The following is a 21599-nucleotide window of genomic DNA, read 5'->3' as shown; positions in this document are numbered from 1 at the left end:
GACTTATACTCCCCCAACGATACAATGATAATAACCGAATAAAGAGTCTTATTTAATATTTTATAACTACTTGTATGAATTATAGTTCATCGATATTTGATTTATATTCGCTCCACCTGAACGATCGCGTATTCAAATTTACGTAAATAAAAACTCTGCCCGCCCCACCGATGACTTGAATAACGACAAAACATGTATTGTCACGTCCAACTCGCGAAACCCTTACCGCGAAACTTATTTCAGTATTCTCGAGCATCACAACTGACCACCAATATCGGCGCAGCAGCGGTAGTGTGAGGCGTGCCTGATTTCCCTCGACCACGAGTAGAAGGGTCTCGCGCGGAGGTTCGCGGCATCATGGCTCCAGGCGAGCCGGGCAAGATCGCTCAGCCGAGCCAGCCCGTCAGGACGTAGCAGCATGCGGCGATGAGGGCGGCGGCGGGCAGGGTCAGGACCCAGGCGACGACGATGTTCCCGGCAATGCCCCAACGGACCGCCGAGGTCCGGCGGGCCGCGCCCACGCCGACGATGGCGCCGGTGATGGTGTGCGTGGTCGAGACCGGGACACCGAGCCATGTCGCCAGGAACAGGGTGATTGCGCCACCCGTCTCGGCGCAGAAGCCCTGCATCGGGTTCAGGCGGGTGATCTTCGAACCCATCGTGTGGACGATGCGCCAGCCGCCGAAGAGGGTCCCGAGCGCCATCGCCGATTGGCAGGCCAGGACCACCCAGAGCGGAACGTGGAAGCTGCTCCCCAGATGCCCCTGCGAGTAGAGCAGCACCGCGATGATCCCCATGGTCTTCTGGGCATCGTTGCCGCCATGGCCGAGGGAATAGAGCGAGGCCGAGACGAATTGCAGGAGCCGGAAGCTCCGATCGACCCCGAAGGGCGTGGCGCGCCGGCAGGTCCAGGACACGATCAGCACGAGGAGGAGGGCGAGGAGGAATCCGACGAGCGGAGACAGCACGATGGCCGCGATCGTCTTCGACAGGCCGGACCAGACCACGACGTCGAACCCCGCCTTGGTGATGCCCGCCCCGACGAGGCCACCGACCAGGGCGTGCGATGAACTCGACGGGATGCCGAACACCCAGGTGGCGATGTTCCAGGCGATGGCGCCCACCAGCGCGCTCAGGATGACGCGCGGATCGACGATCCCGGCATCGACGATCCCGGTCCCCAGGGTCTGCGCCACATGAAGGCCGAAGAACAGGAACGCGATGAAGTTGAAGAACGCCGCCCAGAGCACCGCGTATTGCGGGCGCAGCACCCGCGTCGAGACGATGGTGGCGATGGAATTGGCCGCGTCGTGCAGGCCGTTGAGGAAGTCGAAGAACAGGGCGACGGCGATGAGGCCGGCCAGCGCCGGCAGCGCGAGGGAGGCGGCGTCCATGCCCGTCACACGTTCTCGATCACGATGCCGCTGATCTCGTTGGCGACGTCCTCGAACCGGTCGACCACATCCTCCAGGTGCCCGTAGATCTCGGCGCCGATGATGTAGGCCATGGTGTCGCCGTCGCCGCCATCCTTGCGATGGGCCCGGTAGAGGGCCTTGAGGCCACGCTCCTGCAACTCGTCCGAGCGGCCCTCGACCCGGGTGATGCGCTCCGTGAGGGTGTTGATGCGTCCCGCATGGGTGCCGACGGCGTTGAGCAGGGGGATCGTCTCGGCCGTGAGACGCGCCGCCTCGAGCACGGTGTCGCCCATCTCGCGCATCAGAGGCTCGAAGGAGCGGATCTCGTAGAGGGCGATGGTCTTCACGGTCTTGTTCATCTGGTCGATGGCGTCGTCCATCGACTGGATCAGGTCCTTGATGTCGCCGCGGTCGAACGGGGTAATGAAGCTGCGCCGGACCGCGAGCAGAACCTCGGCGGTGATCGCGTCCGCCTCGTGCTCGCGATCAACGATCACCTGGCAATAGCCCGGCACGCCGTCGCCGCCCTTCAGGACACCCTGGAGCGCCTCCGCTCCCGCGACGAGGGTCTGAGAATGGCGCTCGAACAGGTCGAAGAAGCGATCCTCCCGCGGCATCAAGGCCCGAAACCAGCCCATCATTCGGCGTGCCCCTTCCCGATGTGGCGGGCACTCTCCGCTCGGCGCCGCAGGCTATGTCAGCCGTCAGGCGGCCGTGGCCCTGAGAGTCCTGCCGGCCGATAACGTCTTCGAGGCCGCTCCGGTGCCGGTCATTCGCTCCGACCCCATCAATATTCCCATTCGGCTCCCACCCCCACGGCCGTGCGGCCGTCGCTGCCGGCCTCGCCCTGGATCTTGATGCGACGGGTCACGTCGTAATCCACGGTGGCGGCGGTATCCTGAGGCTTGGCGCCCGCCTTGACGCCGACACTGAGACGGTCGCTGAGATAGCGCGAGGCACCCAGGGCCGGACCGCCGCTGGCTCCGGTGGAAACGTCCAGGCTGTCGAGGCCGAGGCCTTTGCGGGCCTGTTCGAACACGTCCGGGCCGCCGGCCCCGCCGGAGAGCTGCGACACGGCCTGAGCGAGCTGCAACGCCTGGAAGGGCGAAAGTCCCCCGGCCGCCTTCTTGAAGAGCAGCCGCGACAGCACCTCGTCCTGCGGCAGGGACGGGTCGGAGGTGAGGACGAAGTCGGGCTGGTTGGCGGGGCCGGTCACGGCGACGCGGGCGGTGACCTCGGCGGCCTTGGTCTCGGCCTGGAAGTCGAGATCGGGGATCGCGAGCTCGCCGTTGAAGGCCAGGCGGCCGCGGGTGAAATCGAGGCGCTGACCAATGATGCTGAGGCGCCCGCGACGCATGGCGAAATCGCCCACCGCCACCGGGTCGCGCGAAGTGCCGGTGAGGCGCAGGTCACCGCCGAGTTCCGCGTCGATTCCGCGCCCACGCACGAAGATGCGGTTCGGCGCATGGACGGCCACGTCCAGCGTGGCGTCGAAGGGCGGGGGCGCCTTCCTGCGCTTGCCCAATGCGGCGACCTTCGCCTTGCGGTCGGCCTTCGCATCGAGGCGCACCCGTACGTCGGCGGGCGTATTGACCCGGCGCACGCCGGGCAGGGGCTGCACGGTCGCGGGCAGCCGATCGGGGACCGTCACATCGACGGAGACGAGGTCGACCCGTCCCGACACTTTCGGCGTCCGCGCCAAAGGACCGCTCAGGGCGAGGTTGAGGCTCGCAGTGGCGGTGACGATGGGGCTGGAGACGAGCTCGGCCCGCTCGGCGGTGATCTTGAACGCGCCGGGGAACCCGCCATTCGGGTCCAGGGCCACGCGCCCGCTGGCCTGAAGGCCGCCGCCGTTCCGGGTCTGCGCTGTCAGGCGCTCCACCACGAGGGTATCGCCCCGCCCGGTGACGCGGCCCTCGATCTGCTTGAGGGCGATGCCCTGGAGCGGATCGGTGAAGCTGCCGCCGGAGAGGGTGGCGGCACCCTCGGCACGGGGCGTGTCGAGGGTGCCCGAGACGCCCCCGTCGAGGGCGATCCGGCCGGCGACCCGCTGACCGCCGACGCTGAGCAGGCTGTTGGCCATGGCCGCGTCGAGGGTGCCGCGCAGTTTCAGCGCGATGGGTCCGCCCGCCGAGACGGGCAGGAAGCCGGCAAGGGTCAGCTCGGCGCCGCGACCGGCCGAGACACGGCCCTCGATCCCGGCGCGGCCGTCGCCCAGTGTGCCACTCGCCTTGGCGTCGATGGGCGGCAGGCCGGCCTTGCGTGTCTCCGGGGTCACGACCTTCGCCACCGACAGGGCATAATGCCCTTCCGGCCGCGCGGCCGTGCCGTGGATATCGGCGTCCCCGTCGAGGGTACCGGTGAGGGCGAGGCTCGGCGAGGCAATGCGGGCAAGAGCCAACGGCAGCGCCCGGATGCCGAGCTTCAGGTCGAGATTCGATCCGGCGCGGCCGGCGAGGCTGACCCGCCCGGTACCGGCGGCGATGACGAGACCGTCGATGACGGCCGAGCCCCGGTCGAGGGTGATCGTGGCGGGACCAGCCAGCGCCAGACGATCCTTGCCGCGTGACGCGGAGAAGCGCAACAACTCGATCCGCGTGGCCTCAGCCGGAACCAGCCGGGCAGCCCCGTCGAGATCGAAACCGCGCGCCTTGGCGGTGAGGGTGATATCGCTGGCATTGGGCGACCCCACGGCGAGGAGGCGCACTGTGTCGATGGACTCGCCGGCGGCGATGACCCGGTCGGCATTGACCCGGCCGTCCACCACGGGATGGGCGAGGAGATCGCGGCCGGTGAGGTCGGCGTCGAGCTGCGCGAGGCCGATCTCACCCGAGCGCAGGGAGGCGCCCTTGGCCTTCACCGACGCGTCCTGGCGTCCCCCATCGCGCGAGAGGGCGACGGTCGCGTCGAGGCTTCCGGCCAGCGGCGTGAGGGCGAGCGGCGACAGATCGTCGAGATTGGCGGCAGAGAGCGTGACGCTGCCCTGCGTCAGGAGGGTCGCCGCATCGACGGCCGCCTTGCCGGCGAGGGTGGCCGAGCCGAGATTCACCGCAAGCCGGTCGAGAGACCAATCTGCGCCCGTGCGGGCGAGATGCACGTCCCCGCGCAGGGTCTTGCCGCCGATCTCGCCGCCCAGCGCCACCGTTCCATCGAGCGCCCCGGTGAGGTCCTTGAGCGCCGCAGCCACGCGCACGTCCCGGATCGGGCGGCCGAGCGCCCGTCCGTCGGCAGCGGTGAGGGTGGCGGTGAGGTCCGGCTTTTCTAGGGTTCCGGAGAGCCGCCCGTCGAGGAGGGCGCGGCCGGCAAGGCGCGGATCGACGGCCGAGAGGGTCTTCACGTCCACGAGGAGCTTGGCGTCGGCGTGGCGTGCCGTGGCCTTGCCCTCCAGCCGGGCCACCATCTCGGCGCCGTCGAGCTTCACACCATCGAAGCTGTACCCATCGAAAACCTGGGAAAGCCTGCCCGAGAAATGCGGCTCGCGGCCCAGGAGCCGGTCGAGGGCCGGCAGGCCGAGGACGAGCCCCTGTGTCGTCGCATCCACATCGGCGGTCACGGCCTTGCGGGCGGGGTCCCCGCTCAAGTTCGCCTTAACGGCGACGCTGCCGGCCAGGGTCCGGTCGGCGACATCGGAGAACGCCGAGAGATCGGCGAGACCCGCCTTCAGCGTGCCCGTGAGCGTGTTCTGGCCGACCCGGCCGGCATAGGAGAGCGTGGCGGTGGGCGCGTCGAGATCGAACGCCGCCACATCGACCACGCCATCGGGCTGGAGCGTGCCTCGGAAGCTGAAGGCACCGCGCGATCCGACCGCCCGGCGCAGGGCCGGGTCGGCTAGCTTCAACCCCTCCACATTGGCATCCGCACGGAGCGCGAAGCGGGTGGCATTGGGATCGCCGCCCGTGGGTTCCATGGCGAGGCTGGCGGCGATCCGCTCGAGGACGTTGCCGTCCGCGCGCAGGCCCGCCGCCTTGAGGTCGCCGTTCACCCGTGGCCGCGCGATCGGCCCCTTCACGGTCCCGTCGAAGACGAGGGTGTCGAGCTCGGCATTGGCCGCCTTGGTGACGCTGCCCTCGGTGGGGACGGCGCGGGCGGAGATAGTGAAGTCGGCGACCCGCTCCGGCGTGAGGCCGCCCGACGCGTCGAGGCGGGCGGTGCGGGAGGCAAGCGCGAGGCGGTCGATGCCGAACGCGCCGTTATCGGCAAAGCGCAGGGCGCCGTCGAGCTTGGTGGTGCCGGAGAAGATCGCAGCCGCCGGGCCGGGCAGGAGCCCCTCGATCCGCGAGGAGAGGTCGAGGGTGAGGGAGCGGTCGGCGCCGGCGCGGGCGATGCGGGCCGTGCCCTTGGCGCCGAGATCGGGGCCGGCATCGAAATCGAGCCGGGCGTTCCAGGCATCGAGGGTGCCGCGCCCGTCGAGATCGAGGTTGATCGGCGGCTCGCCGGGGAGATTGGCGAATTTGGAAAGGAGGCCACCGGCGGCCTCCACCAGGGTGGTCTTCACCTCGAGCTTCTCGCCCTTAGGCACGAAGAGCAGGCGGGCGACGAATTGCCCGGTGGCGTCGAGGCGGCGCACGGACAGGTCGAGGTCGAGCCCTTCGGACGGCGCGCCGAGCTTGGCCTTCCCCTCGGCGGACAGGCGTGCCGGCTGACCGGCGACGGTCTCGCCGAGGACGAGCTCGGCGAGCTTCAAGGCGGTGATCTCCACCTTCACGGGCAACTCGGGCAGCAGCGAGCCATCGGGCTCCGGCGTCGCCGAGACCGGGGCGGGGAGGGGACGGCGCAGCACTTCGAGGCGGCCGATCTCCAGGCTGTCGACCTGCAGCCGGCCGGAGAGGAGGGCGAGGCGGCTCCAGACGAGGCGCGCCTTGTCGAGCTTCAGCCAGGGACCGTTGCGATCGCTGATCACCACGTCGCGGATCGTGGCGTTCGACGAGAGCGCCCCGTCCACGGCACCGATGGACACCTGGGAGCCCGGCGTGGACAAAGCCTTCGACAACAACCCGCCGAGCACGGTCTTCTCGCCGTCGTCGGCGCGGGTGTAGGTCGCGGGAACGGCGATGCAGACGGTCAGAGAGACGATCGCCACGATGACGCGCGTTCTCCCTCCCCCCCTTGCGGGGGAGGGTGGCCCGCGAAGCGGGTCGGGAGAGGGTAGCGCCATGTCCGGAGAGGTCGGCCCCTCTCCCGCCTGCTCCGCAGGCACCCTCCCCCGCAGAGGGGGGAGGGTCGATGCGCACCGAACCATAACCCGTCCGAAAAATTCCATCAGAACGACTGCCCCAGGCTGATGTACAGGGCCACGGGACGTTCGCGGTTCCCCTTGATGCGGTCGAGGGGGAACGCCACGTCGACGCGGATCGGGCCGATGCCGGTATAATAGCGAAGACCGAGGCCCGCCGCGTAGCGGATGCGCTCCTCGAAATCGGGCAGGCTGCCCTCGAAGGCTGTGCCGGCGTCGAAGAACGGCACGATCCCGATCGTGTCGGTGATCTTGACCCGCGCCTCCACCGAAGCTTCGAGCAGGCTACGCCCACCGACCGGCAGGTTGAACGGCCCGCGTGGGCCCAAGGTCCGATAGGGGAAGCCACGCACCGAGCCGCCACCGCCGGCGAAGAAGCGGATATTGGCCGGGATGTCCTCCAGGCTCGCGCCCGAGATGGAGCCGAATCCGACGCGGCCGGCGAGGATGTAGCGGGCCTCGTCGTCGAGGGCGTAGTAGGTCGAGCCCTGTGCCTTGGCGACGAAGATCGACGGATCCGAGCCGAGGAAGCCGGCATAGGGTGTCACCGAGGCGGTGGCCCGGAACCCCTGCGTCGGATCGAGGAGGTTGTCGGTGGAATCGTAAGCCACGGAGAGTGGCACGCCGACGAGGCGGTAATCGACCTTGCCCAGCGCGTCCTGCGAGCGTCCGGCCTGACCGTCGACGCCGATCTGCGCGTAGAACGTGTCGGAGAACCGGTGCCGGATGCCGATCGTACCGCCGGCCGCGTCCGAGACGTAGGATTGCTGGGCCTCGCGGCCCGCGAAGATATTGGCCACGAGATCGTTGCGCGTGCCCCATAGAGCCGGCTTGACGAAGGTCGCGGAGACCCTGCCGCCCAGCCCGTTCGAATCGATCCCGGCGGCCTTGCGCTGCGCAGCGTAGAGGTCGTTGCCGAGATAGTAGATGTCGGCGTCGAGCCGCAGGGTCTCGCCGCCGCCGAACAGGTTGCGGTTGGCATAATAGGCACGGATGCCCGGGCCATCGACCGTGGAGAAGCGGGCCGCGACCCCGATCAGGTTGCGGTCGCGCTCGGTCACGTCGACGAAGATCGGCAGGTTGCCCTGCGCGTCGAGCGCCTCGCCCTCGCGTACCCGGACGGAGCCCAGGGCCTCCACCTTGGCGACGGACCGGCGAATGTCGGCCACGGCCTTGGGTGAATAGGGATCGCCCGGCTCGCTATAGATGAAGGAGCGCACCACGGCCGGGTCGATGCCGCTGGTACCGCGCACGGCAACTTCGCCCAGCCCCGCGATGGGGCCGGGATCGATGGTGAAGCGCACGTCCATGACATGGGCCTCGTCATCCACCACCGGATCGCGCGAGACCGCCTTGGCGAAGGGATGGCCCAGCGCGCGGAAGCGGTCGACGATCTTCGCCTCGCGGGCGAGCACGGTGGCCGAGCGGGCGGGGACGTCGTCGCCCACCCGGGTGAACCGCTCGGGCAGCACCTCGGACGGGAAATCATTGCCGCGGGGATCGGAGGCCGCCACCGTGCGGAGTTTGTAGAGCGGTCCGGCATCGACGACGATCTTCACGGGCACCAAGGCCCGGTTCCGGCCGCCCTCGGCGGCACGCGCCGCAGCCGCCACCGAGGCCTCGCCCGTCAGTTCTACGCCATCGATGCGGATGGCGACCTTGCCCTGGTAATAGCCGTAGCCGGAGAGCACGTCTGACAGGCGGCGAAGGTCCGCCTCCGCACGCCGCACGATGCCCTCGCCGTCGGGCGGAGCGTCCTGGCGAAGGCGATAGAGCGTGGAGGTGTCCTGCAGAGCCTGCAGCACGTCGTCATCCTCGAGCCCCTGAAACTTCACCGAATAGGGCAGCGTCTCGCCGCTCGGTGCCGGCGGCTCTTCTTCGGAACCGAACATACCGAACAGGTCGAAGGCGATGGCGGGGGAGGCGGCTAAGGTGCTCATCGACACGCCGCCGAGGACGGCCATGGCCACGCCCGCGCAGCCGTGTTTCAGGCCTCTGCCCTTTAGGTCACGCGTGTTCGACGTCACGAAACACGGCCCGCCCGTGATTCGGACCGGTCCGCTCTCGCCCCTTGCAACGGCATGCCCGCAAAGGTTCGTCCGTCAGCCGTCGATTCCGTCATCCCGCCCCCGCTTCGATGCCGGTCAACCTTCCGTGACGACCCCTCACCGGGTCGTTAAGGTCGTTCCTCGCCTCATGTCGCAGAGTGGCAAGCCTAGACCGCACCACCAACGAGGGCAATCTCGGCCGGTGCCGCAGCCCTTCGTTCAGTCGGCTCCGGGGAAGGATGGAAATCGCGCATCTCGACGGGAACCCGGAACGGCCGGGAGCCTTGTCTGAACATCGCAGGCACCCTAACTTTCACCTATCGGACCTTGTCTTCCACGATCCCCCGCCGGTTCAATCCGGGTCGCACGCCCAGCAGTCATTGCAGAACTGCCGCGGTCTGTCGCTTCGATCTCATCGCATCTCCGAAACCCTGCGCCCTGTCGGCCGCACGTCGTTTTCTGCGGCCCGAGAGGCCCCTCCCCACACAATTCGAGACGAGGGCGCGAAGACTGCAATCGCGTTCCTCCCGACGACGAGAAGGACATCACCATGAGCACGGGCACCGTGAAATGGTTCAACGAAACCAAGGGCTACGGCTTCATTCAGCCTGATGACGGCGGCAAGGACGTGTTCGTCCATATCTCGGCCGTGGAACGCGCGGGTATGCGCAATCTCATCGAGGGACAAAAGCTGTCCTACGAGATCGAGAACGACCGTCGCACCGGCAAGCAGTCCGCCGGCAACCTTCAGGCGGCCTGAACCGCTAAGGGCGAGGGTCGTTCAGTGAGGCCTTCGTTCAACACATGCGTAGGAAGCCGCCCTGTCATGGGCGGCTTCTGTTGATTCCGGCCGAATCGTGAGGCATTGGGCTTTTCGATTCGATCCCGTCTTCCGCTGATTCACAGCAAGGCTCAGCGCCGCGCGCTTCCGCTCGCGGAACGGGCCGAGACGCACCACCCGAGAAAGGTCAGATGAGCGCCTTCGACTACAGGAATTTCGACGACCGCCGTAAGAACTCCGCCAGCGCCAAGCAGATGCTGCTGGAAAAATTCAAGGCCCGTCCTCCGGCGGATGACCCGGAAATGGTTGCCAAGGCCCAGGCCCGCGCAGCGGTTGCCCGCGCCCGGGACGAGAGGGCTCGCGAACGCGAAGCCGCCCGCATCGCGGCCGAAAAGAAGGCCGCTGAAGAGAAGCGCGCCCGCGAGGAGGCGGAGCTCGCCGCACAGATCGCCCGCGAAGAGGAAGAGACGCGTCTCGCCGCCGAACGCAAGGCGATCGAACTCGCCGAGAAGAAGGCCCAGCGCGATGCGCGCTACGCGGCTCGCAAGGCCAAGGCTCGCCGCTGACACCCACAGAGGAAGCCCTTCCCGGGGAAGGGTTAGCCTCGTCGCTCCGGGGGACGCCGGACGCTGGATGAGACAAGGGCTCGGAACGTCGTACCGGATTTCGTATCCGCTGCGGCGCTCCGGGCCCTTCGCGTTTCTACGCGGCACACACGCCGAGAATGGAGCACGATGACAGGCATTGAACAGATGCTCGGAACACGAGATTCGGCGCGCCGGTTCAATGCCGCATCAGGACTAGCGACAGGAGGCCGAAGTTTAAGCCTCGCCCTCAGCTTCGCCTTCGTCTTTCTCGGAGGTCGTCTCGACCTCGCCCTTCGGCTCGGTATCGGCCTCGGGGCGGGGGCCGGCCTTGAACGAGCGGCGCGGGGCGTTGCCGCGCTTCATCTGCGCCGGCTTCTCGATAGCGCCGAGACGCTCGGAGAGCTGCTTGGCCCGTTCGTTGAAATCGTTAGTGGTGCGCGACTGGGACGCACCACTTTTAAACGCATTCGCCACTTGGGCCTCATGGAGTTGCCCAGGGCACGGGTTCGTGCGGGGTTGCTCACCTTATAGCACGGTTTGTCACGCCGCGGGCAGCTAACTGTCCGACTTCGGTCTCATCGGTCCCGAAACGGGCAGGTGCGGCCCGTTTCGAGGAGGGGTCCGGCTTCAGAACCGGGCCGTCAGGAACAGCCGAACGTTGCGACCTGGCAGCAGGATCTCGTCCTTCTTGAACGACGCGGAGTTGCGGATATCGTCGTCGAGGAGGTTGCGCCCCTGGAGCCCCACCGTGACCTCGGTGGCACCGTAGATCGCCGGGTCGAGGGACTGCGTGTAGGCCAGTTCGGCGCGCAGGTCGTTCCAGCCCCGGGTCAGCGTCTCGAACGGCGCGATCTCCGTATGGTCGAAGGCGTGAAGGAGGTTCACACGGCCGAACCAGCCATTCGCCCGTAGGAAGGCGCCACCACCCAGACGATGGGGAGGAATGCGCGGAACGTAGGAACCGTCGTCGAACTGCGCCCGTACGAAATCGTATTGCGCCTCGATCCCGGCCCAGCCGTCGCCAACGGGAACGATGTCGAGCTGCGCGCCGATCTCGGCGCCGTAGAAGGTCGTGTTGGCCTGGGAGTAGACGATCTGGCGCAATTCGTCGCCGCTGCCGCAAGAGGCGAAATCGTCATCGCAGCGGTTGCCCGTATCCCGGCGGTAGATGAAGCCGGTATAGCGCGTGACATATCCGGTCGCGTCGAGACGCAGGGGGCCTTCGGCCCGGCGCAGACTGAGCTCCATCGTGCGGGCGCGTTCCAGCTTCAGGGTCGGATCACCGATCTCGAAGGTCGCGGAGGCGTGGTGCGGTCCCTGCGAGAACAGCTCGTAGCTGGTGGGCGCGCGCTCGACATAGGAGCCGTTGATGCTCGCCACGAACCCGTAGGGGAGGTCCTGCAGAGCGCCGAAGCTCAGACTCTTGGGGGCGAAGCGGCGGGTCAGTGCGTAGCTCGACGGATCGATGCCGCCGGGCAGATAGTCGGTCGGGAACAGCGTGGCGATGCTGTTGAGCCGGTCGTTCCCGATCCGGCCGGCTGCCTGGAAGCGCAGGCCGCCCCCCACTGCGAGTTCCTCGAACAGATAGGCGGCCAGGGAGCGCGATTCCGTGGGCGGCAGGAAGCTCTCGAGCTGCGAATTGAGGACGCGCCGGCTGGTCTGCACGCCGACCGCGCCGGTCAGGGTGCCGAGCGCGGTGACGACCGGTACGTGCTGCGCCTCGAACCTGGCCTCGACCTCGCGGTTCTTGAAGATGGCCTGCACGCCCTCGGGGCCGGCCACCTCCTCATGGTCGTGCTCATGCTCATGGTCGTGATGCGCCAGACCGATCTCTTCGTGGCGGTAGACCGAGCCGCCGGCCCAGAACCGCAGAACCTCGAACGGCCCTTGGAGCGGTCGGTACTCGCCACGTGCGAGCACCCGGTCCTGCTTCGGGTTCAGACTTGAGCGGGTCTCTTCCGACTCGCCACCGGGGATCTGGTACATCGCCTCGTAATGGCTGAACGAAACGCCGAGAAATCCGCGATCGCCGATCGCCGAGATTCCGATGGAGCCGCCCTGCGTCTCGGTGGCCGAATTGCGCTGGATGCCGCCGGGAATCGCGTAGGAATCGGTTGCCGTCTTGAACCCGTCGGCATGGACCGCGATGCCGTTGGCCCCGGCATCGACGCTCGCCGCGCCGAGCCGACCGTTATCGACACTGGAATAGCCGGTGGTGACCTGGCCGGAGACACCCCGGGCCGGAATGAAGGTAGGCACCTGGTTATTCTCGGACGAGACCACGCCGCCGATAGCTCCCGAGCCGTAGCGCAGGGTCGCCGGGCCCCGGATCACCTCGATCCGATCGGCGGTGAGCGGGTTGACCGGCACCGCATGGTCCTCACCGAGATCGGATACGCCGCCATTGACGATTCCGTTCTCCTGAATTCGCACCCGCGCATTGTCGAGGCCGCGAATGATCGGCCGCGAAGCCGCGCCCGGCGCATAGGTCGAGGACGAGATGCCGGGGCGGTCGGACAGGGCGTCGCCGAGGGTGCGGGGCTGGTTGCGCTGAATCTCGGAGCGGGTCACCACCGTGACGGGGGAAAAGCTGTCGCCGACGACCGGCAGCACGCCGGTGGGAAACCCACCCACGGCGGAAGGGCCGGGGGCGGGAAGGATCGGGCTCGCGGAGGTCACGCTGAGTTCGGAGAGCGTCGCCTCGGCCTGCTGGGCCGCCACGGGAGCGACCATCGCGCCGGATGTAAGGCCCGCGCTGGATAGCATCGTCCCGGCCAGCCAGATCCTCGATCGTCTCGTCCGCATCACGCCCCTCAAGAATTATGTTATAATGTTTCATCCGCGAGAGCGTCTATTTCCGCAAGGGGGGGAGGGCGCTGATGGACGGTTGGAGCCTCGCCTGTTGCCGAACTGCATCAACGGCATGCGCCGCTGCGACGAAAGCGGCGCTTGCGGGAGGCTCGGCGCAGGCAAACATCTTTGTTTGTGATCTCCCTCTCCCTCCTTGGCACCACCGTCCGAATGCTCGGCCTGCTTCTGCTCGGTCTGTTCCTTCTGCCGCTCGGCACCCATGCGCTGTGGTGGACGGCGCGGGGCGGCGGCGCAGCGGATTGGGCAGTGGCCGACTGGTCGAGCGCCGGGCTGCTGCACCCGCCCAAAGCGACCGATCCGGCCCTCGTCAGGGTCTATGCGGCGCGTGTCGGGCGCTGGCGCGGGATCTTTGCCCATCACAGCTGGATCGTGGTGAAACCGGCCGGTGCCGCCCGCTACACCCGCTACGACGTGGTCGGCTGGGGGCTGCCGGTCCGCACGGATGGCTGGGCCGCAGACGGCCGCTGGTTCGGCAACGATCCGCAAACCATTCTCGCCCTCGACGGGGACGATGCCGCCCGCGCCATCCCGGCGATCCGCGCGGCCGTGGCCGACTACCCCTACCGGGCGCTCGGAACCTACCGGGCCTGGCCAGGCCCGAACTCGAACAGCTTCGCGGCGCATGTGCTGGCCCGCCTGCCGGAGCCGCAAGTCACTCTTCCGCCGACGGCGCTGGGGAAGGATTGGGCGCCCCCCGGACGCATCGTCGAGCGCACGCCGAGTGGCACTGGAATCAGGCTGACCGTCGGCGGCTATGCCGGTATCACTGTCGGCTGGGTCGAGGGGGTCGAGATCAACCTGCTCGGCCTCGTCGCAGGACTCGACCTGCGCCGCCCGGCGATCAAACTTCCCGGTTGGGGAAGAATCGGAGTGGCATGAGCCCGGATCGAACGATGACGTCCCTTCTTATTCGTGCCGCCGAACTCGACGATTCCGATGCGATCTGGTCCATCCTCGAGCCGGTGATCCGGGCGGGCGAGACCTATGCGCTTCCGCGTGACGGATCCCGCGAGGCCATGCTGGACTATTGGTTCGCCCCGGCAAACCAGGTCTTCATCGCCGTGGACGAGGGCAGGGTGCTCGGTACCTTCATGCTCAAGGCGAACCAGCAGGGTGGCGGGGCCCATGTGGCCAATGCCGGTTTCATGACGCATCCCGACGCGGTCGGCCGCGGCATCGCCCGCGCCATGGGACGACACGCTATCGACGATGCCGCCCGGCAGGGCTTCCTGGCAATGCAGTTCAACTTCGTCGTCGCCAGCAATACCCGCGCGGTAGCCCTGTGGAAGAGCCTCGGCTTCTCGGAACTTGCGCGCCTGCCCGACGCGTTCCGGCATCCGACCCTCGGATTGGTCGATGCCCTGGTGATGCACCGGAAGCTCGGGACCGACGTCGAATCGTGAAGCGCTCGCGCGACCTTTGCGCTCGCGACGGAACCTCGGCTCGCCGGAAACCTTGTCGGGTGATTCCTGCAGCGAGCCTCATGCCAGATTCTTCCTTGCCACCCGACGCGACGCCACCCTTGCGCGTCACCGTCGATCTCAACCGTTGCCAAGCTTATGCTCAATGCTGCTACGCGGCGCCGGGGCATTTCGTGCTGCATGGGCGAGAGGCTTTGTTCTACGACCCCGCTCCCTCTTCCTCCGCCCGTCTCGCCATCGAGCGTGCTCGGGTGTCCTGCCCGGTCCAGGCGATCCGCGTCGAGGATCCGGAGCGACAGGGCCGATGAGAAGCATGGACGCCGAAAGGAAGAACACCGGGGGACATACGGTGGTGGTCGGCGCGTCCCTGGCGGGCCTGCGCGGGGCCGAGGCCCTGCGCCGCGCGGGCTTTGCCGGCCGCCTCACCCTTGTCGGCGATGAGCCGCATCGCCCCTACGACCGGCCGCCGCTCTCCAAATCCGCTCTTACGGGCGAGGTGGCGCCCGAAGCGACGGTCCTGCCGAACCTCCACGCCCTCGCTGCCGATTGGCGGCTCGGCGTGGCCGCCACCGGTCTCGACAGGCAGGCGCGCGAGGTCCGCCTCGCCGACGGTACGACCTTGTCGTATGACCGGCTTCTCATCGCCACGGGTTCGCGCGCACGATCATGGCCGAACCCGACCGAGGCAGGCCTTGCCGGGGTCCATACCCTGCGCGGGCGCGACGATGCCGCCGCCCTGCGTCAGGCGCTCGCCGCCGGCCCCAAGCGCGTCCTCATCATCGGCGCGGGTTTCATCGGCTGCGAGGTCGCGGCCTCCTGCCGGGCCCTCGACCGCGCCGTCACGCTGATCGATCCGGGGCCGGCGCCCCTCGCCCGGATTCTCGGGCAGCCGGTGGGCGAGATCGTCGCTGCCCTGCACCGAGCTCTCGGCGTCGACCTGCGCAGCCGGACCAAGGTCGCACGGCTCGAAGGCAATGAGGCAGGCCGGGTGGTCCGGGCCATTCTCGAGGACGGCAATGTAGTCGAAACCGACCTCGTGGTGGTGGCGTTGGGCGCCGTGCGCAACACCGAATGGCTGAGCGGATCGGGACTCGATGCCGGGCCGGGCGGCGTCGTCTGCAACGAGACCGGCTACGCCCTCGACACCGAGGGGCGTCCTGACAGGGCCATCGCCGCGGCCGGCGACGTGGCGCGGTTCCCCCATCCGCTCTTTGACGGACGTCCCGTCGCCCTCGAACATTGGGGACACGCCGTGGCGCAGGGCGAGCACGCCGGGCGCCTTCTCGCGGGCGAAGCCAATGAGACGGACTATGCCGAGATGCCCGCCTTCTGGTCGTCCCAGGGCGGGATCACGATCAAGTCGGTCGGCCTCACCGAAGGGGCGGATTCCATGGTCTTCGCGCAGGGGAGCCCGAAGGAGGGCCGCTTCGTCGTCATCTACGGCGCGAAAGGCCGCTGCATCGCAGCCGTGTCGTTCGATTCCGCCCGGTGGCTTCCCGCCTATGCCGAGCAGATCGCCGCCCGCGCACCATTCCCTCCCATCTGCGGTGGAACCGACGAACACAATCTGACGGTGCTGTCGCCGGGCTTTCCCGAGAAACGGACATCGCCATGAAGACCGGACAGCTGTTCGAGGCGGTCAAGGACGAGGCGAACCGGGCCGATCCCTATCCGCTCTATGCCCGACTGCGCGAGACGCCCGTCTCGCGCCAGGACGACGGCATCTATGTGGTCTCGACCCATACGGCGATCACGAGTCTCCTGCACGATCCGCGGATCAGTTCGGAGACCCTGCCGCCGAGCGAACGCCCCCGGACCGGTAATCCGTTCTCGGACTGGATCGTCAACCCGGTCAAGGACCACCTCACCAACACCCATCGCCCCTTCATCTTCCGCGATCCGCCGGACCACGACAGGCTGCGGATGGCCGTGATGGGGCAATTCACCCATCAGCGCGTTCATGCCATGCGCGGGCGCTCGCATGACCTCGTAGCCGACCTCCTGGACAAGCAGAGCGATGCGACGAGCTTCGACCTCGTCTGCGACCTCGCCTATCCGCTTCCCGTCACGGTCATCTGCGAGATGCTCGGCGTGCCGCCGGAGGACGAGCCGCAATTCCACGGCTGGGCGACGCAGCTCGCCTCGGCCCTCGAACCGGACAACCTCGGCAACGAAGAGGCACGAGCGAAGAACATCACCACCTTCGACGAGATCTCCACCTACATGCGTGGCCTCATCAAGGAAAAGCGCCGACATCCGCAAGACGACATGCTGTCGGGCCTGAGTGCCGGTTCCGGGCCAGGCGGCGAACCGGGGATGGGCGAAGTCGACCTCATCGCCAGCGCCATCCTGCTGCTGGTGGCCGGGCACGAAACCACCGTGAACCTCATCGCCAACAGCACGCTGGCTCTGGTGCGCCACCCCGATATCCTCGCGCGGCTCGCCGGCGAGCCGGACCTCGCGCCGCGTCTGATCGAAGAGATGCTGCGCTACGACCCACCGGTGCATTTCCGGACAAGGCGGGCATTGAGCGCCATCGACATCGCCGGCATCACCATCCCGGAGGGTGCCGACATTGTCCTCCTCCTCGCCTCCGGAAATCGCGACCCGGCGGTGTTCTGCGATCCGGACCGGTTCGATCCGGATCGCCCCGATATCCGTCATTTCGGCTTCGGCGGCGGACTCCATTATTGCGCGGGCGCGCCGCTCGCCCGGCTCGAGGCCGAGGCGGCCCTGGTGGCGCTGGCACAACGCCTCGTCCATCCGCGTCTGATCGACGATCCGCCTCCCTATCGCTCGGGCGCTGCCTTGCGCGGGCCCATGCATCTTCGGCTTGCCATCGATGGAGTGGCACCTCGGCGCTGAGGCCGCGAGCATGCGCGGAGGCGATTGAGGCCTTGCCGCCACACCGTGTCCGAAACGCCAGAGCGATGCGCCTTTCCCCTCTCGGTCGTCCCGCATTGCCTTGCCGTCAGCGCAATTGGCGGTGACGCAGCGGTCTATTGCCGATGTCCCCGCCGGGAAGAGAGATCGATGCCGCGTCAAGTCCTGTCGACCGTTGCCCTCGTCGCCCTTGCCGCAGGCCTCGGCGCCTGCAGCTCGTCGCGCCTCGATGGGCCGAGCCGCGGCAGCCGTGCCGGTCTCGGTGCCCAGGCCGCTCTCGAGCCGGCCGCACCGGCCATGCCCGCCGGTCCGGTGACCTCTTCCCCCCTTGCTCCTCCCCCCGGCGCCAGCGCCGCCCCTGTCGACGCCCCGCCTCCGGTAGGTACGGACGTGGCCGTCGCGCCCGCCCCGGTCGTTGCCGAGCCGGTCTATGTGCCGCCGCCGGCTCCGCCGGTCGTGTCGAGCGGTCGCTCCTCGGTGGTGGGAAGCTGGAACGCCAGGGACGCCACGGGCGCGACCTGCAAGGTCTCCCTGTCGAGCGCCCCCGCCCTCGACCTCTACAAGGCGAATGCGTCCGGTTGCGCCAACAAGGATCTGGCGAAGGTCACCGCCTGGGATTACCGCGACGGCGAGGTCTATCTCTACCAGCCAGGCGGCACCGTGACGGCCCGCCTGCGCCAGGGCGGCGGGGCGCTGGACGGTGCGCTTTCCAAGTCCGGCGCGTCGCTGGCATTGGCGCGGTAGGGCCTTATCCGGCACCTGACAGAGGCCGCCTGAAGCCCTGCGGACGCTCAGGTTTCAGGAGGCGGCCCGAGCCCCCTCAAGGCGTGACCCGTAGCCCCAGCAGCCAGGTATTGGCACTGAAGCTCGACCCAGCGGAACTGCTGTCGATCTGCTGGTAGATGTAGCTGCCGCGCAGGGAGAGCCAGCGGTTGAAGCGGTAGTCGAGCCGTGCGGTGGCTGAGAAACCACGCTCGGTGATGTTGACCCGGTCGTAGTCGCTAGCGAGGTAACCGCCGCCCAGCGTGATCGACAGGTTGCGCAGGAGGTCGTGCTGCACCTCCAGCGTCACCGCTTTGGTCAGGACGCCGCTCGATCCCGGGACGGCGGTTTCGATGATGCCGGTGGCCGCGTTGAGCCGCACCGTGGTGAGCGGGCTCGCCGTCCAGATCAGGGCCGCATTGATGATCGGCGCGGTGAGGTCCTTCAGGCCCGGATCGACATAGGTCCGATGCTGGAGACCCGCCGAGACCTCGCCGTTGACGAAACGGGTGAGCGCCACGCGCGCGCCGCCCGTGACCGTGATGCCATCGGAATTCCGGCGGATCCCGTTGGAATCCGTGCGCAGGTCATAGACGCGGGTATCGGCCAGGACATCGACGAAGGGCGAGATGACCGGCGAGATCTCGTATGAGGCGCGCAGTCTCAGCCCGTACTGGTTCAGGTTGCGGTCGCTCTGGTTCAGGATCGCCCCGTTGGAGAGCGTCGCGCTCTCGAACTCCGACCGGTCGATGAGGCCCCGCAGGGAGACCTGGAAACGGTTGAACGTCTCGGTGACGCCGATCGTCGTGCCGTAACTCGCCACGATCGGACGGTTCGAGAGCGTGGCATTGATGTCGGGCGAGCCCGGCCGCTGCGTGTCGACGAGGAAGCGGGTCTCCACATCGACGGTGGTGCTGCGGTTGGCGTCGAGGCGCAGGCGAACGGTACCCGCGCCGTTGGGCCGGCTGGCGGCCTGGTTGTCAGGGAAGTCGAGATAGCCGCCGCGGAGTTCGCCCGCGAGTTCGTGCGAGGACCAGTCGCTGCGGAAGGCGAGTTCGCCCTCGGTGCGCAGGGCGAGCGACCCCTTGGCGCGGTTGGGCGTGATCTGGTCCGGATTAGTGTCGTAGCCCACGCTCTGCTGGAACACCGGCAGGAAGGTGAAGGTCCCGAGCTTGATGCCGAGGGGGGCATAGGCCTCGTCCACCACCAGCGGCCTGCGCAGGGCCGAGCCGAGGAAAGCACCCGGCGTGCTGATCCCGGCGAGCGGTAGCAGGGTCAGGGACGGCGCCAGGGGCGGGGCGGGTGACGGGGTCGGCAGCGGCGCGCCGACGACGGCGTTGCGGATCACCGGGGTCAGGCGCAGGTCCGGCGATGGCGTCCGCACGATGGAACGGACCGGCCGCGTCGTCGCCACGCCGAAACGACGAGGTGGGATCGCGCGCAGGCGCAAGAGATCGGTGGGATTGCGGTTGTTGCCGGCGCTCGAAGCCACAGGCGGAACGGGCGAAGGGGAGCGCCGCCGGGCAGCGGTGCCGGCCGAACCATCGTCCGTCTGCGAAAAAGGGCCGTCGCTCGGGGAGGCGGCACCCGTCAATGCATCGCCGGACGCGCCGCTCCCACGCAGGGTCGGACCACCCGTGGTACCGGCACCCGTGGCGGAGGAGGGATTCGTACTGCCGAAAGTCGGGGTGGTTGGCTGTGTCGCCGGGCGCGACTGGGCCTGCGCCTGCACCCCCGGCAAGGCGACGGCGGCCGTCAGGATCAGGCTACGAAGCCCCGTCCTGTGCCATCCTGCGGTCGGCCCTGCACGCATCCCGGACGACTGTCTCTCCGCGGCCCTGGCGTCGAACGTCTCGCGCGACAAGACCACTGCCCGGGATGTTTCACGGACGTCCCTTCGCGCATCCCGGACCGGCGCGATGGACGCGGCGGCCAAAGATCGCCCCAGAGGATCGCCCACGTCCAAGACGCACGGCCCTTACATCGGGACGGCTCCTCGCCGACCCCAACGTGGTAAAAGAACAGGGTTAGCGTTGTCTTAAGGACGGGGCGCCGAAGGGGCTAAAGTCGTTCACGCCCGTGATCGGCTCACGGCGCGAACGCTCCCGGCCATGAGGGCGAGAAGACCGACGATCCAGGGCGCTGCGCCCTGCTTCACCAGGTTACGGACGAGCCAGGCGCGGCGCGCTCCATGGCGTTCAGGACGTCGACCAGTGCGTCGGCCGCAGCGAAGGCAAGCCCGACCTGCCGGACACCATTCACCAATGCCGGGCGGCCGGTCTTGGTGTCGAACACTGTCCAAAGGTCGAGGCTCCGATCATCTGATCGGAGGTCGTAGGTGATACGGCAATCGATGAACATCTCTGTTCCATAGGAATCCCGGGTAAGGTCGAGCCCGTCGATCCTGGGAACACTAGCATCCCGCCAATTGCTGCCATCCCCCATTTGGGGGATGAGGGACCTCCCGCTAGCAGCCGGGTCCCCGATAGGACGCTGTCCATCCGCAATGCCGTCGACGCGGGGGTGTCTGGTTCGTATCAACCGAGCCGGTGATAGGCCTTGAACCAGCGCACGAAGGCCGGGATGCCGATTTCGATCGGCGTCGTCGGGGCATAGCCGAGGTCACTGGAGATGGCGCTGAGATCGGCATAGGTCTCCCTCACGTCGCCGGGCTGCATCGGCTCGGACCGACGGATCGCCGGACGCCCGCAAGCTTCCTCCAGCACGTCGATCATGCGCAGAAGCGGCACCGACGTGTTGTTGCCGATGTTGTAGAGCCGGTGCGGCGCATGACTGCCGCCCGCCTTGTCCGCGCCGTCATCGGGCGGCGGATTGTCGAGGCAGGCGAGGATGCCGGCGACGATGTCATCGATATAGGTGAAATCCCGCCGCATCGCACCGTCGTTGAACACACGGATCGGCTCGCCCGCGAAGATGGCTTTGGCGAACAGCCACAAGGCCATGTCGGGCCGTCCCCACGGCCCGTAGACGGTGAAGAAGCGCAGGCCCGTCTGGGGCAGACGATAAAGATGGGCGTAGGTCTCGCTCATCAACTCGTCCGCTTTCTTGGTGGCGGCATAGAGCGAGACCGGATGGTCGACACGGTCCTCGACCCGGAAGGGCAGGGAGGTATTGCCGCCATAGACCGAGGAGGACGAGGCATAGGCGAGATGCGCCACACCCCGGTGGCGCGCGAATTCCAGAATGTTGAGGTGACCGACCACGTTGGCCTGAACGTAGGCGCGCGGGTTCTCGATGGAGTAGCGCACCCCGGCCTGCGCCCCGAGATGGACGATCCTGTCGATCCCATGCCCGTCCAGCCCCCTGTCCAGGGCCTCGTGATCCGAGAAGTCGAGGGGAAGGAAGTGGAACGAGTCGCCCCGGCGCGTCGCGATATCGGCGATCCGGTCACGCTTGAGTGCGACCGAATAATAATCATTGAGATTGTCGATTCCGATGACCGTCTCGCCACGCGCGAGCAAGTGATCGGCCAAATGGTAACCGATGAAGCCCGCCGCTCCGGTCACGAGAATCGCCATTTCGGGTCGAGGCCTCATCGTGGTCCGAACCGCCTGCCGACGAGGCCGGCGGCGGTCCG

General features: G+C 67.8%; 17 protein-coding genes. 8 read left to right on the top strand and 9 right to left on the bottom strand.

From position 1 onward, the window contains the following. Positions 1–386 precede the first annotated feature (386 nt). The 4 genes from ACYQOP_RS20840 to ACYQOP_RS20825 form a co-directional block, all read right to left on the bottom strand. Positions 387–1394 (bottom strand): inorganic phosphate transporter, encoded by a 1008-nt coding sequence (locus ACYQOP_RS20840; protein ID WP_311274389.1) that lies wholly within the window; start codon positions 1392–1394, stop codon positions 387–389. A gap of 5 nt (positions 1395–1399) precedes the next feature. After that, complete coding sequence (locus tag ACYQOP_RS20835; protein ID WP_207412466.1) at positions 1400–2056, bottom strand: DUF47 domain-containing protein; 657 nt, start codon at positions 2054–2056, stop codon at positions 1400–1402. Between the two features lie 146 nt (positions 2057–2202). Next, positions 2203–6570 (bottom strand): translocation/assembly module TamB domain-containing protein, encoded by a 4368-nt coding sequence (locus ACYQOP_RS20830; RefSeq protein ID WP_461223760.1) that lies wholly within the window; start codon positions 6568–6570, stop codon positions 2203–2205. Between the two features lie 104 nt (positions 6571–6674). After that, positions 6675–8612 (bottom strand): autotransporter assembly complex protein TamA, encoded by a 1938-nt coding sequence (locus tag ACYQOP_RS20825; protein ID WP_461225410.1) that lies wholly within the window; start codon positions 8610–8612, stop codon positions 6675–6677. Between the two features lie 634 nt (positions 8613–9246). Between ACYQOP_RS20825 and ACYQOP_RS20820 the strand changes: the two genes are divergently transcribed. Next, positions 9247–9456 (top strand): cold-shock protein, encoded by a 210-nt coding sequence (locus tag ACYQOP_RS20820; protein WP_018043862.1) that lies wholly within the window; start codon positions 9247–9249, stop codon positions 9454–9456. A gap of 212 nt (positions 9457–9668) precedes the next feature. Next, entirely contained in the window at positions 9669–10043 is a 375-nt protein-coding gene (locus ACYQOP_RS20815; RefSeq protein ID WP_056433860.1) for a DUF6481 family protein, read from the top strand. A 255-nt stretch (positions 10044–10298) separates the two neighbouring features. On the opposite strand, the gene ACYQOP_RS20810 is transcribed toward ACYQOP_RS20815, so the two are convergent. Both ACYQOP_RS20810 and ACYQOP_RS20805 read right to left on the bottom strand, forming a co-directional pair. Next, positions 10299–10538 (bottom strand): hypothetical protein, encoded by a 240-nt coding sequence (locus ACYQOP_RS20810; protein WP_056433863.1) that lies wholly within the window; start codon positions 10536–10538, stop codon positions 10299–10301. 153 nt (positions 10539–10691) lie between these two features. Further along, positions 10692–12830 carry a TonB-dependent receptor gene (locus ACYQOP_RS20805; protein ID WP_461223757.1) on the bottom strand — a complete coding sequence of 713 codons (2139 nt, stop codon included), beginning with the start codon at positions 12828–12830 and terminating at the stop codon, positions 10692–10694. Between the two features lie 255 nt (positions 12831–13085). Here ACYQOP_RS20805 and ACYQOP_RS20800 point away from each other — a divergent pair, with 255 nt between their 5' ends. The 6 genes from ACYQOP_RS20800 (at position 13086) to ACYQOP_RS20775 (ending at position 17983) form a co-directional block, all read left to right on the top strand. Next, positions 13086–13814, top strand: coding sequence for a DUF3750 domain-containing protein (locus ACYQOP_RS20800; RefSeq protein ID WP_461225408.1), 729 nt, complete (start codon positions 13086–13088; stop codon positions 13812–13814). A 14-nt stretch (positions 13815–13828) separates the two neighbouring features. Next, positions 13829–14338 carry a GNAT family N-acetyltransferase gene (locus tag ACYQOP_RS20795; RefSeq protein ID WP_461223755.1) on the top strand — a complete coding sequence of 170 codons (510 nt, stop codon included), beginning with the start codon at positions 13829–13831 and terminating at the stop codon, positions 14336–14338. A gap of 80 nt (positions 14339–14418) precedes the next feature. Continuing rightward, positions 14419–14664 carry a ferredoxin gene (locus tag ACYQOP_RS20790; protein WP_200919226.1) on the top strand — a complete coding sequence of 82 codons (246 nt, stop codon included), beginning with the start codon at positions 14419–14421 and terminating at the stop codon, positions 14662–14664. 5 nt (positions 14665–14669) lie between these two features. Further along, positions 14670–15971, top strand: coding sequence for an NAD(P)/FAD-dependent oxidoreductase (locus ACYQOP_RS20785; protein ID WP_461223753.1), 1302 nt, complete (start codon positions 14670–14672; stop codon positions 15969–15971). Further along, positions 15968–17221, top strand: a complete 1254-nt coding sequence (locus ACYQOP_RS20780) for a cytochrome P450 (protein ID WP_461223751.1) — start codon at positions 15968–15970, stop codon at positions 17219–17221. The genes ACYQOP_RS20785 and ACYQOP_RS20780 overlap by 4 nt, the downstream gene beginning before the upstream one ends. Positions 17222–17389: 168 nt before the next feature. After that, the gene (locus ACYQOP_RS20775) at positions 17390–17983 is read left to right on the top strand and encodes an AprI/Inh family metalloprotease inhibitor (RefSeq protein WP_311274396.1); all 594 of its coding nucleotides are present in this window, start codon (positions 17390–17392) and stop codon (positions 17981–17983) included. A gap of 76 nt (positions 17984–18059) precedes the next feature. Here ACYQOP_RS20775 and ACYQOP_RS20770 read toward each other — a convergent pair whose 3' ends face one another. The 3 genes from ACYQOP_RS20770 to ACYQOP_RS20760 all read right to left on the bottom strand — a co-directional run bounded on the left by ACYQOP_RS20770 (position 18060) and on the right by ACYQOP_RS20760 (position 21540). After that, complete coding sequence (locus ACYQOP_RS20770; protein WP_461223749.1) at positions 18060–19814, bottom strand: outer membrane beta-barrel protein; 1755 nt, start codon at positions 19812–19814, stop codon at positions 18060–18062. Between the two features lie 341 nt (positions 19815–20155). After that, complete coding sequence (locus ACYQOP_RS20765; RefSeq protein WP_461223747.1) at positions 20156–20296, bottom strand: hypothetical protein; 141 nt, start codon at positions 20294–20296, stop codon at positions 20156–20158. Between the two features lie 242 nt (positions 20297–20538). Then, a complete protein-coding gene (locus ACYQOP_RS20760; RefSeq protein WP_461223745.1) occupies positions 20539–21540 on the bottom strand; it encodes an NAD-dependent epimerase/dehydratase family protein in 1002 nt (333 codons plus the stop codon). Between the last annotated feature and the right edge of the window lie 59 nt (positions 21541–21599).

It is taken from the genome of Methylobacterium sp. CM6247, assembly GCF_054817925.1.
This window is presented reverse-complemented; position numbering and strand designations above follow the sequence as displayed.